Here is a 12,183-nt window from a genome sequence, read left to right as displayed (position 1 = left end):
CGACAACAGGCCCCTGCCGATGACCGCCGTCGGCGTCGGCACTCACGGGAAGGCGAGGCCATGACCACCAGCACCGCACCGATCGAGGCCACGGAGGACGCCGCCAGCGGCGGCCGTACGTCGCCGGTCCGCCGCCTGGCCGAGACGCCCGAGGTCGGCGTGGTCGCGGCCTGCGTCGTGGTCTTCGTCGCGCTCGCGCTGGACAAGTCGACGTTCGCCAGCGCCGTCAACCTCCAGGGCATGGGCTTCGACCTGTCCCAGTACGGGCTGATCGCGATCGGCGAGTCCCTGGTCATCCTGACCGGCGGCATCGACCTGTCGGTGGGCGCGCTGCTGGGCACCAGCGTCATCCTGATGTCCTGGTTCAACGTCCGCGCGGGACTGCCCGCGCCGCTCGCGATCCTGCTCACGCTGGCCGTCACCGGCACGGTCGGCCTCGTCCACGGCCTCGCCGTCACCCGGCTGAGAATGCCGCCCTTCGTCGTCACCCTGGTCACCTACACCGTCGCGCAGGGCGTCACGCTGGCCATCACCTCCGGCACCTCCATCACCGGCATCGACGGCACTTTCGGCGACCTGGGACAGACGTACGTGGCGCAGATCCCCCTCCCGCTGATCGTCTTCGCGGTCGTGGCCGTGGCGGCGTGGTTCTTCCTGGAACGCACCTACACCGGCCGCCAGGTGTACGCGGTCGGCGGCAATCCCGAGGCGGCCCGGCTGGCGGGCATCCGCGGCGACCGCCGCATCGTCTCGATGTACGTGACCAGTTCGCTGCTGTCCGGCTTCGCCGGGATCTTCGTGCTCGGCCGGATGGGTGTGGGCTCGGCCAGCGGCGTCGGAGTCGGGTGGGAGCTGTCGGCCATCGCCGCGGCCGTCATCGGCGGGGTGAGCCTGGTCGGCGGACAGGGCCGGATTCTCGGCATCGTGGCGGGCACGATCCTGCTCGAACTGATCAACAACGGCCTGACGACGCTTCAGATCAACTCCAACTACACCAATATCGTGCTGGGTTGTGTGCTCGGGCTGGCCATCACCGCCGACCGGCTGCGGGCGAGAAGCGTGGCCCGCCGCGGCTGACCCGGCATTCAACCGACCGCGGACCGGCCACCGCCCCGCCGCCGCCCGCCCGTCGCCGGGCCACTGGCCGCCCGCCGCCACGCCGCTGACCGACCGCCGCCCGGCCGTCGCCGGGCCACTGGCCGCCCGCCCGCCGGTCAGCCGCCGATCAGGGACTGTTCCGCCCCCGGACGCACGGCCGTCCGGGGGCCGCGCCGCGTGGCGCCGCCCTCCTTCGAATCCGGCTGAATCGTTTCGGCCCGAATGGTTGCGTCACCCATCGGAGACTGCGACACTTCCCGTCGCTATGCGACTCGTTCGCACATATATCAACAGGGAATCTGCTCTTTCCTGGCTGTTCATGAGCGACCGCTGAAGCTCGCGACCACTCCCGCACGTGACGTGGAGGTAGGAATGGCTGTTCATCGCACGTACCGATGGGTGCTGCGGCGCTGTCTGGCCCTGGGGGTCACCGCCGCGCTCATGGTCGGTCTCGGCGTCGGCGTGGGGGCCGCCGCCGAACCGCCGGCGCGGGCGCCGGGCACGGCGCACGCGGGCGCCCCGCACGCCACCCACTCGGTCACCTACGACGGCTATTCGTTCATGATCGACGGAAAGCGCACCTACCTGTGGGGCGGCGAGTTCCACTACTACCGGCTGCCGAGCCAGGATCTGTGGCTGGACGTGCTCCAGAAGATGAAAGCGGCCGGATTCAACGCCGTCTCCCTCTACTTCGACTGGGGCTACCACTCGCCCGCCCCGGGCGTCTACGACTTCACCGGCGTCCGCGACGTGGACAAGCTCCTCGACATGGCCGACGACCTCGGCATCTACGTGGTCGCCCGACCCGGCCCGTACATCAACGCCGAGGTGGACGGCGGCGGTTTCCCCGGCTGGCTCTCCACCAAGGCGGGGGACACCCGCACCGGCGACCCGGCGTATCTGAAGTACAGCGACGAGTGGCAGACGCAGATCGACCGGATCATCGCCCGGCACCAACTCACCGACGGCAAGGGCTCGGTGATCGAGTACCAGGTCGAGAACGAGTACTACGACGGCAGCGCGGCGGGCCGCGCCTACATGAAGCACCTGGAGGACAAGGCCACCGCGGACGGCATCAAGGTGCCGCTGGTCGGCAACAACAACGGCACCTTCAACTCCGGTGACGCCGAACTGGCCGTCGACGCGGCCGACTCCTACCCGCAGGGCTTCAACTGCTCCAACCCCACCCGGTGGAACGGCGTGCCCGACATCAGCTACGACCACGTCCCGGGCAAGCCGCTGGCCACCGCCGAGTTCCAGGGCGGCGCCTTCGACCCGTGGGGCGGCCCCGGCTACGACAAGTGCGCGCAGCTCATCAACGACCAGTTCGCGGACGTGTTCTACAAGCAGAACATCGCCGTCGGCGCCACCTCGCAGAGCTTCTACATGCTCTACGGCGGCACCAACTGGGGCTGGCTGGGCGAGCCGCAGAACTACACGTCGTACGACTACGGTGCCGCGATCCGCGAGAACCGGCAGCTCGACCCGAAGTACGACCAGGACAAGCTGATCGGCTACTTCACGCAGGCGCTCGCGCCGCTCACCAAGACCGACGCGCTGCCCGCCACCCCGACCGACAACGCGAAGATCGTCGACACCGCGCGCCGCAACCCCGACACCGGCACGCAGTTCCACGTGCTGCGGCACTCCGACTCCACCGCGACGACCACCGACAGCGGGCACGTGACGATCGACCTCGGCGCGCACCCCGGCTACACGTACGACGACGTCGACCCGGCGCTCGCGTACACCGGCGCCTGGTCGCACGTCGGCGCGGAACAGAACTACACCGGCGGCGACTACCAGCACACCGAGTCGTTCTCCGACACCGCGGGCGACAGCGTCTCGGTCGGCTTCACCGGCACCGGCGTGAAGTGGGTCACCAACCTCGACGGCAACCACGGCATCGCGGACGTCTACCTCGACGGCGCCAAGGTCAAGACCGTCGACCTGTACGGCGCGACCAAGCAGAACCAGTACGTGGCCTACCGGGCGACCGGGCTCGCCGCCGGGGCGCACACCCTGAAGATCGTGGCCACCGGCACCAAGAACACCGCCGCGTCAGGGCAGTTCGTCACCATCGACGCGATCGACGTCGACAACGGCCAGGGCTCCACCGCCCCCGTCTACACCGTCCCGCAGCAGCCCGGCACGGCGCTGACCCTCAACGGCCGCCAGAGCAAGATCATCGTCGCAGACTACAGCCTCGGCGGTAACCAACTCCAGTACAGCACCTCGGAGATCATGACGAACGCCACCATCGGCGGCCGTGATGTCGCGGTGCTCTACGGCGACCACGGCTCCGACGGCGAGACCGTCCTGCACTACGCGACCCGCCCGACGGTCACCGCCACCGGCGGCGCCGTCACCTCCGCCTGGGACCCGGCCACCGGCGACCTGCGGCTCAACTACGCCCACACCGGCCTGACCCGCGTGCGGATCAGCGGCGGCGCGCACCCGCTGCTCCTGCTGCTCGCCGACACCGACACCGCCAAGACCTTCTGGCGGCAGGACACCGCCGCAGGACCCGTGCTGGTGCGCGGCACCCACCTGCTGCGCGGCGCGGTCTCGAACGGCTCGGCGCTCGCCCTGACCGGCGACGTCGCCACCGACGGCGCGATCGAGGTCTTCAGCACCGCCGACTCCGTGACGTGGAACGGCAGGAGCGTCCGTACCGCCACCACGGCCACCGGCAGCAGGACCGGCACCGTACCGACCGCGGCGGCCGTCAGCCTGCCCGCGCTGACCGGCTGGAAGCACATCCAGGAGTCGCCCGAGTCGGCCGCCGGCTTCGACGACTCGACCTGGCAGGTGGCCGACAAGACCACCTCGAACAGCCGCACCACGCCCGCCACCTTGCCGGTGCTGTTCGCCGACGACTACGGCTTCCACACCGGAAGCACCTGGTACCGCGGCCGGTTCACCGCCACGGGCAAGGAGACCGGCATCACGCTGTCCGCGCAGAGCGGCGGCGGCGCCGCGGCCTCCTCGGTCTGGCTCAACGGCACCTTCCTCGGCAGCGCGACCGCGGACGGCCAGAAGACGTACGCGTTCCCGGCCGGAGTGCTCAAGACGACCGGCGACAACGTCGTCTCGGTGCTCACCGTCAACATGGGCCACGAGGAGGACTACAACCCGCCCAACGGCAACAAGGCCGCCCGCGGCCTGACCGGCGCCTCACTGGCCGGCGCGCCGCTGGACACGATCACCTGGCGGCTCCAGGGCGTACGCGGCGGCGAGACCCCCGTCGACACCGTGCGCGGCCCGCTCAACTCCGGCGGCCTGTACGGCGAGCGTGCCGGATACCCGCTACCCGGCCACCCCACCGACGGCTGGACGCCGGTCACCCTGCCGACCACCGACACCACGCCCGGCGTCTCCTGGTACACCACCGACGTCAACCTCGACCTTCCCAAGGGCCAGGACACCTCGCTCGGCCTCACCTTCACCGACGACCCGTCCCGCAAGTACCGCGTCGAGATCTACGTCAACGGCTGGAACATGGGCAACTACGTCAACTACGTGGGCCCGCAGCACAGTTTCCCGCTGCCCAACGGCGTCATCGACCCGCACGGCAGGAACACCGTCAGCCTCGCCGTGTGGAATCTCGACGGCACGACCGGCGGACTCGGCAAGGTCGCGCTGACCGACTACGGCAGCTACGCCTCCTCGCTGACCGTCGCCCGGAACCAGAGCCCCCGCTACGACAAGGCCCGTTACGCGATGCCGGGCGCCCCGGCCTCCGCGGTCTCCCTCCAGGTCCCCGGATCGGTGGGCGGCGGCGCGACGTTCACCGCGACCGCGACGGTCACCGTGCCCAAGGGCGGCCCGACCGCCACCAAGGTCACGGCGGCACTCGACGTACCGCCGGGGTGGACCGTGAGCCCGCGGTCCGCGCCCGCCGTCGTCGACCGGATACACGGCGGCTCCTCGGCCGCCTTCACCTGGAAGGTCACCGCGCCGCAGAGCCCCGCCAAGGTCAACTCCCTGACGGTGAAGGCCCGTCTGACGCAGGGCCGGTCCACCACGGCCCCGCGTGACGTACGGATCGTCGGGGCGGTGCCCGCGCCGCCGCCGGCCGGGGACAACCAGGTCAGCGACCTGGAGTTCCTGTCCGCGACCAACGGCTGGGGACCGGTGGAACGCGACCAGAGCGTCGGCAACACCGCGTCCGGCGACGGCACCCCGCTGAAGCTGGGCGGCGTCACCTACGCCAAGGGCCTGGGCATCAACTCGCCCAGCGACGTGCAGATCTACCTCGACGGGCGCTGCACCAGGTTCACCGCCCTGGTCGGCGTCGACAACGGCGATCCGGGCACGGTCACCTTCTCCGTGACTCTCGACGGCAAGGCGCTCACCACCACGCCCGTGCTGAACGGCGGTTCGGCCCCGGTCGCGATCGACGTGCCGGTCACCGGCGGCCAGGTCATCGACCTGGGCGTCGGCGACGGAGGCGACGGCAACGGCAACGACCACGGGGACTGGGTCAATCCGACCCTGACCTGCACGGGCTGACCGCGGCCGACAGCGGCGACGACGACGAGCCCGCGCCACCGCGACCGCGGTGCGCGGGCTCGTCGTCGCGCTGCCTCTTCTCCGTGGAGCGGCTACTCCTCCTCCAACGGGCCGAGGTCCGGGGCGTCGCGCAGGTCGTCCTCCTGCGCGCAGTTGAGGCGAGGGTTCACGGCCCCGACGGGGCGGGGTTCCCGTCCTCCGAGGCCGGGTGGCGGGGGGTGAGGTGGTTGGGGAGCCAGTCGAGGCGGGTGGCCTCTTGGTGAGGGCCACCGCCCTCGTGACCGTTGAAGTCGTAGATCTCGATCTGCTTGTCGGCGTGCGCGTAGGCGTTGAAGGCGGCGAAGACGGTGGACGGCGGGCACGTCTGGTCTTCGAGCGCGGTGGAGAAGAGGGCGGGGGCGTTGGCGCGGGCCGCGAAGTGGACGCCGTCGAAGTAGGACAGCGTCCGGGTGACCCGGTCGACGCTCGCGCGGTGGGTGTTGAGGTAGCGGCCCACCTCGCGGTACGGGTCGCGGTCGGTGAGCCGGATCGCGCGCGGGAAGTCGCACAGGAAGGGGACGTCGGGGGCGACGGCCGCCAGGTCCGGTACGAGGCCCGCGACGGCCAGCGTGATCCCGCCGCCCTGGCTGGTGCCGAGCGCGACCGTACGCGCGGCGTCGGTCAACGGGTGCGCGCGGCCCGCCTCGACGGCGCGCACCGCGTCGGTGAACACCCGGCGGTAGTAGAAGGATCGCGGGTCCTCGATGCCACGGGTCATGAAACCGGGGACGGCGGGCCCGCTGCCCGCCTCGTCGGGGGTGTCACCGACGGACCAACCGCTGCCCTGGCCACGGGTGTCCATCACCAGGTGCGCGAAACCGGCCGAGGCCCACAGCAGATGGGTGTGCGGCAGGCCGCGCCCACCGCCGTAGCCGACGAACTCGACCAGCAGCGGCAGGGGTTCGGCCGCGTGGGCGGGCGCCACGAACCAGCCCTTGACCGGCTGGCCGCCGAAGCCCGCGAAGGTGACGTCGTACACGTCGACCGTCGAGAGCCCGGTCCGTACCGGCTCGAACCGCGCCTCGAGCGGGTGCGCGCGGGCCTCCTCCAGGGTCTGCGACCAGAAGGCGTCGAAGTCGGCGGGCTCCGCGGACCGGCTGCGGTACGCGCGGAGTTCGTCGAGGGGCAGGTCGAACAGGGCCATCGGGTCCGCCTTCGTCAGTCAGGGCTTCGCTGTGAACGTCGTTCGGGGCGTGGCTACTTGTAGACCTTGCCGGGCTGCGGTGTGCCCGGCGCGAGGAGTTGGGAGACGGTGACGAAGGTGTAGCCGCGGGCCTGGAGCGTGGAGACGATCGGCGCGATCGAGGCGACCGTGCCGTTGTAGCCCTTGTTCGTCGGGTCGACCAGATCGTGCAGCAGGATGATGCCGTCCGGCTTGGTCTGCTGGAGGATGCGCTTGGCGATCAGCGCGGAGTCGGTGGTCCGGTAGTCCTGGCCGTTGGCGCTCCACACCACCTCCGCCATGCCCAGGTCCCGCGCGATGGCCGTCACCTTGCTGCTCGTACGGCCCTGCGGCGGGCGCAGCAGCATCGGCCGGACGCCGGTCACCTTCTGCACCGCGTCCCGCCCCTCGGTGATCTCCTTGCGGATCTCGGACGAGCTGATCTTGGTGAGGATCTGGTGGGACCAGGTCAGCGTCTCCACCTCGTCGCCCTGCGCCACCATGTCCCGCACCATCTGCGGGTGCTTCATCACGTGGTTCTTGCCGAGCGTGAAGAAGGTCGCGTGCACGTGGTACTTCCGCAGAATGCTCATGATCTGCGGCGCCCGCACGCTCGGCCCCGCGTCGAAGGTCAGCGCCACGCACTTCGCCTTCCGGCAGTCCACGGGCCCGTCCGCACCCTGCGCGAAGGCGGCCGTTGTGCCGTCCGCCGCCACATGCTTGCGCGCGGCCGACGGCGACGTGCTCTGGTACCCGTTGCACCCGGCCAGCCCGAGCCCCAGCGCCGCCGTGACCACGACCGCGGCCCCGAGCCGCACCCGCCGCCCGGCCTCGGCCCCGATTCCGGCCCTGCGTGCCCCGGTCGTGCTGCGCATGCGCGAGTTCCCCCTCGTCGTGACGGACGCCCGCTCGCGCGGACCGTCCAGCACTCTATCCACGCCGTATCCGCCCACCTCACGCCCCCCTCGGCCCGGACAGCGCGGGCGGCCGGGGCGGCGGAGCAGGCCGGTGCAGGCCGCGGTGGCCGGGAATAATCGGGCGCGGCCGTCCCGGGGATCGGGTTAGCGTCCGGCGCGTGAGCAATGACGACGGACACGACGACGGACACGACGACGGACATGACGACGGGTACTTCGGCGAAGACGTGGCCGGGCGGTACGACGCGGACACGAGTGAGGAGTTCGATCCGGGCGTGGTGCGGCGGACGGTGGACTTCCTCGCGGACCAGGCCGGCGGCGGGCGGGCGCTGGAACTGGCCATCGGGACCGGCCGGATCGCGGTGCCGCTCGCCGAGCGCGGTGTGCCGGTGGCGGGCATCGACATGTCGCGCGCGATGGTGGCCCGGCTGCGGGCCAAGCCCGGCGGACGGGACATCCCCGTCACGATCGGGGACATCGCGACGACGACGGCGGAAGGGTACGCGGCGGGGACCGCGGACGGGAACGCGAGCACGGACGGGATCGCGGGCGGGAACGCGAGCACGGACGGGACCGCAGACGGGAACGGGAACGGTGACGGCGGCGGATACGCGCTGGCCTACCTGGTGTTCAACACCGTCATGAACCTCGCCACGCAGGAGTCACAGGTCGCCTGCTTCCGCAACGCGGCGGCGCACCTGCGCCCCGGCGGCCGGTTCGTCGTGGAGGTCATGGTCCCCGAACTGCGGAAGATCCCGCACGGACAGAACGTCGTGCCGTTCCACACCGGCCCCGACGGCTGCTCGTACACCGTCTACGACACGGTCACGCAGGACGCGACCTGCCACTACGTGACGGTCACCGAGGACGGCAGGGGACAGGTCACCTCGACGCCGTTCCGCTACGTCTGGCCCGCCGAGCTGGACCTGATGGCCCAACTGGCGGGCATGCGGCTGCGGGAGCGGTGGGCGGGCTGGTCGCGCGAGCCGTTCACGCAGGACAGCACCCGGCACGTCTCGGTATGGGAGAAGGAAGCGGTCTGACCCGCCGGGACGGTGGCCTTACGCCGGGATCGGGACGGCCGTGCCCGTGACCTGGATGTACGGGGTCGCGGGCGGCGGGACGGTGACCGTGAGGGTGGCCGGGCGGCCGAGGTCGTGGCCCTGGTGGAGGGTGAGGGTGGCCGGCGGGGCGACCAGGCCGAGGTCGCGCAGGTACGCGCCCAGGGCCAGCGCGGCGGCGCCGGTCGCCGGGTCCTCGACCACACCGCCGACCGGGAACGGGTCGCGGACGTGGAAGACCGACGGGCTCTCGCGCCACAGGAGTTGGACGGTGGTCAGGTCCACGGCGGTCATCAGCGCGGCGAGCCGGTCGAAGTCGTAGGCGAGGTCGGCCAGCCGCTCGCGGGTGGCCGCGGCCAGCACCAGATGGCGGGCGCCCGCGTACGCGACCCGGGGCGGGAAGGCCGGGTCGAGGTCGGCGGCGGGCCAGTCGAGGGCGGCCAGCGCCTCGGCGAGGGCGTCGGGCGCGATGTCCTCGACGTACGGCTCGACGCTGGTCATCGTCGCCAGCGGCGTACCGTCCGGGCCGGTCGAGACGGTGACCGGGACGTCGCCCGCCCGGGTGCGGAACAGCAGGTCGCCCGCGCCGAGTCGGTCCGCCACCGCCACGGCGGTGGCGAGGGTGGCGTGGCCGCAGAAGGAGACCTCCGCCTTCGGGCTGAAGTACCGCACGGTCAGCGTGCGGCCGTCCGTCGCCGTGACGAAGGCGGTCTCGGAGTAGCCGACGTCGGCGGCGACGGCCAGCATGCCGGGGGCGTCGAGCGCCGAGGCGTCGAGGACGACCCCGGCGGGGTTGCCGCCTTCGGGGTCGTCGGAGAAGGCCGTGTAGCGCAGGATGTCGGGCCCCGAGGGTGTCGTCATGACCGCTCCAACCCGGCGCCGTCCCGCGCGTATTCCCGTGGCTGTCGCCGCCGGGCGCGGCGCGCCCTCAGCCGCGTCCGATGAACGGCATCGCCGTCGCCGTCACCGTCGCGAACTGCACGTTGGCCTCCAGCGGCAGCTCGGCCATGTGCCGCACCGTACGGGCCACGTCGGCGACGTCCATCACCGGCTCGACGGCCGTGGTGCCGTTCGCCTGGAGAATCCCGGTCCGCATCCGGGCCGTCATCTCGGTCGCCGCGTTGCCGATGTCGATCTGGCCGCAGGCGATGCGGTACGGGCGGCCGTCCAGCGACAGCGACTTCGTCAGGCCGGTCATGGCGTGCTTGGTCGCGGTGTACGCGATGCTGTGCGGGCGCGGGACGTGGGCCGAGACGGAGCCGTTGTTGATGATCCGGCCGCCGGACGGGTCCTGGTCCTTCATCCGCCGGAACGCCGCCTGCGCGCACAGGAACGCGCCGTGCAGATTCACGTCCACGACGGCGCGCCACTCGTCGTACGACAGGTCCTCGACCGGGACCGGCGGGCCGAACATTCCGGCGTTGTTGAACAGCAGGTCCAGGCGGCCGGGGGCGGTGTCCCACGCGAACAGCCGCTCCACGTCCTCCGGACGGGTGACGTCGGTCGGTACGGTCAGTGTCCGTCCGGGGCCGGCCGCCGCCAGCTCCGCCGTCTCGGCCAGCGCCTTTTCGCGGCGGCCCGCCAGCAGTACCGTCCAGCCCGCCGCCGCCAGTTCCACCGCGACGGACCGGCCGATGCCCGAACCCGCACCCGTGACGACCGCGACTCGCTCGTTCTCGCTCATGGCACCGCAGGTTATGCGCTGGGCGGTGCGAGGATGAATTCGCCCGCCCGCCCACCCGCCCGCCCCTTTTCCGTGGAGGCCCCCGGATGCCCTACGCCGAACCGCTCTCGTCCGACCAGGTGGCCGCGCGGCTCGCCGGGCTTCCCGGCTGGGAGGTGCTGCCCGGTGGTGACGGGGCCGCCTCGCTCCGGCGGGTCTACCGGTTGGCGCACCTTCCCGCCGCGATCTTCGCGCTGCACATCGCGGGGATCCAAGCCGAGCTCGACCATCACTCGGAACTCACCCTCGGCTACGACACCTTGACGGTGGCCCTCACCACCCACGCCGCCGGTGGGCGCCTCACCGCCAAGGACTTCGACCTCGCCGCCCGCATCGAGGCCATCGCCCCGGCCCACTCCGCCGCCTGAGCCGCGGCGCTCCCGCGGGTCACCACCCGCCCCGGCGGGGCAGTCCGGTGGTCTCCGGACCACCCGCCGGTGGCGGGTTGCTCGCGCGGTTCCTCCCCCGGCCTTCGGCCGGGAGGCGCCCCCGGCGCCCGTGACGGGGCACGTCCCGGACAGGCCCTAGTCGATGCCGGGGTAGGTGACGCCGGTGTGTTCGCGGATGGTGTCGAGGGTTCGCATGATGGAGAGGGAGCCGGCGAGGGGGACGAGGGGGGACTCGAGTTCGTCGGCGCGGAGGCAGCGCATGACTTCGGCGGCCTCGTAGGCCATGGTGCCGCGGGTGAGGCCGTCGGCGACGACGTCGGAGAAGAGGACGGTGCGGGGCTCCTCGCCCTGGCGGTGGACGACGAAGCGCTCGGGGTTGAAGAAGCCCTCGGGAAGCTCGATGCGGCCGGCGCTGCCGGTGACGACGGCGCGGGCGCCGGTGTCGGCGGTGATGGAGCAGGTCAAAGTGGCGACGGCGCCGTCGTTCCAGCCCAGGACGATGCCGGTGTTGTCGTCCACGCGCTCGGGCGTGAGGTGGGACCACGCCCGGACCTCGTCGGGCTCGCCGAGCAGGAGCTGGGCGAAGGAGACCGGGTAGACGCCGAGGTCGAGCAGGGCGCCGCCGCCCTGGTCGGGGTCGCGCAGCCGGTGGGTGGCGGGGAAGTCCCCGGAGAAACCGAAGGCGGCCGAGACGTCCCGCACCTCACCGATCAGGCCCTCGGCGATGAGCGCGAGCATGTGCCGGATCAGCGGGTTGCAGTACATCCACATGGCCTCCATGAGGAACAGGCCGCGGTCGCGGGCGAGGTCCACCAGCTCGTGCGCCTCACGGGCGTTGATGGTGAACGCCTTCTCGCACAGCACGGCCCGCCCGGCCTCCAGACAGATCCCGGTCGCCTCGCGGTGCGCGGAGTGCGGCGTGGCGACGTACACCACGTCGACCCCGTCGTCCGCGGCCAGCTCCGCCCAGGAGCCGTACGCGCGCGCGATCCCGTACCGCTCGGCGAACGCCTTCGCGCCCTCGAGGGTGCGCGAGCCCACGGCGACGACCTCCGCGTCCGGCAGCGTCAGCAACGCCTCGGTGAAGGTCGCGGCGATCCCGCCGGTCGCCAGGATGCCCCAGCGGATGGTCCGTACGCCGTCGTCGCTCATCGGTCGGTCTCCCACTCGTCGGTCAGGGTCAAAACGTGGTCTCGGTCGTGCGCGATCACTGGAAGGATAGAGAACGGTTCAACTACCACCTACGGAGAGTGCCGTGCAGGACGCCGGGCCGCCCATA

Annotated in this window: 9 protein-coding genes; 4 read left to right on the top strand and 5 right to left on the bottom strand. The window is 71.8% G+C overall.

The window, feature by feature from the left end:
* Positions 1 to 60: 60 nt before the first annotated feature.
* Together ABZX65_RS04835 and ABZX65_RS04830 are read left to right on the top strand one after the other, a co-directional pair.
* The gene (locus tag ABZX65_RS04835; RefSeq protein ID WP_355334606.1) at positions 61 to 1,077 is read left to right on the top strand and encodes an ABC transporter permease; all 1,017 of its coding nucleotides are present in this window, start codon (positions 61 to 63) and stop codon (positions 1,075 to 1,077) included.
* A 393-nt stretch (positions 1,078 to 1,470) separates the two neighbouring features.
* Complete coding sequence (locus tag ABZX65_RS04830; RefSeq protein ID WP_355334603.1) at positions 1,471 to 5,613, top strand: beta-galactosidase; 4,143 nt, start codon at positions 1,471 to 1,473, stop codon at positions 5,611 to 5,613.
* A 166-nt stretch (positions 5,614 to 5,779) separates the two neighbouring features.
* Here the strand turns inward: ABZX65_RS04830 and ABZX65_RS04825 are convergent, their stop codons facing one another.
* Together ABZX65_RS04825 and ABZX65_RS04820 are read right to left on the bottom strand one after the other, a co-directional pair.
* Complete coding sequence (locus ABZX65_RS04825) at positions 5,780 to 6,796, bottom strand: acetylxylan esterase (RefSeq protein WP_355334600.1); 1,017 nt, start codon at positions 6,794 to 6,796, stop codon at positions 5,780 to 5,782.
* A 53-nt stretch (positions 6,797 to 6,849) separates the two neighbouring features.
* On the bottom strand, positions 6,850 to 7,689 hold the full coding sequence (locus ABZX65_RS04820; RefSeq protein ID WP_355334598.1) for a polysaccharide deacetylase family protein: 840 nt from the start codon (positions 7,687 to 7,689) through the stop codon (positions 6,850 to 6,852).
* Between the two features lie 200 nt (positions 7,690 to 7,889).
* Here ABZX65_RS04820 and ABZX65_RS04815 point away from each other — a divergent pair, with 200 nt between their 5' ends.
* On the top strand, positions 7,890 to 8,774 hold the full coding sequence (locus ABZX65_RS04815) for a class I SAM-dependent methyltransferase (protein ID WP_355334596.1): 885 nt from the start codon (positions 7,890 to 7,892) through the stop codon (positions 8,772 to 8,774).
* 18 nt (positions 8,775 to 8,792) lie between these two features.
* On the opposite strand, the gene ABZX65_RS04810 is transcribed toward ABZX65_RS04815, so the two are convergent.
* Together ABZX65_RS04810 and ABZX65_RS04805 are read right to left on the bottom strand one after the other, a co-directional pair.
* Positions 8,793 to 9,653 (bottom strand): PhzF family phenazine biosynthesis isomerase, encoded by an 861-nt coding sequence (locus ABZX65_RS04810; protein ID WP_355334593.1) that lies wholly within the window; start codon positions 9,651 to 9,653, stop codon positions 8,793 to 8,795.
* A 67-nt stretch (positions 9,654 to 9,720) separates the two neighbouring features.
* Entirely contained in the window at positions 9,721 to 10,476 is a 756-nt protein-coding gene (locus tag ABZX65_RS04805; protein WP_355334590.1) for an SDR family oxidoreductase, read from the bottom strand.
* Between the two features lie 86 nt (positions 10,477 to 10,562).
* Between ABZX65_RS04805 and ABZX65_RS04800 the strand changes: the two genes are divergently transcribed.
* Positions 10,563 to 10,883 (top strand): 4a-hydroxytetrahydrobiopterin dehydratase, encoded by a 321-nt coding sequence (locus ABZX65_RS04800; RefSeq protein ID WP_355334587.1) that lies wholly within the window; start codon positions 10,563 to 10,565, stop codon positions 10,881 to 10,883.
* Between the two features lie 156 nt (positions 10,884 to 11,039).
* On the opposite strand, the gene ABZX65_RS04795 is transcribed toward ABZX65_RS04800, so the two are convergent.
* The gene (locus ABZX65_RS04795; protein ID WP_355334584.1) at positions 11,040 to 12,056 is read right to left on the bottom strand and encodes a Gfo/Idh/MocA family oxidoreductase; all 1,017 of its coding nucleotides are present in this window, start codon (positions 12,054 to 12,056) and stop codon (positions 11,040 to 11,042) included.
* Positions 12,057 to 12,183 lie beyond the last annotated feature (127 nt).

Origin of the sequence: Streptomyces sp. NPDC003300 (assembly GCF_040610915.1) — a bacterium.
Lineage (GTDB): Bacteria > Actinomycetota > Actinomycetes > Streptomycetales > Streptomycetaceae > Actinacidiphila.
The sequence above is the reverse complement of the archived record's forward strand: the minus strand, read 5'-3'. Positions and strand labels throughout refer to the sequence as shown.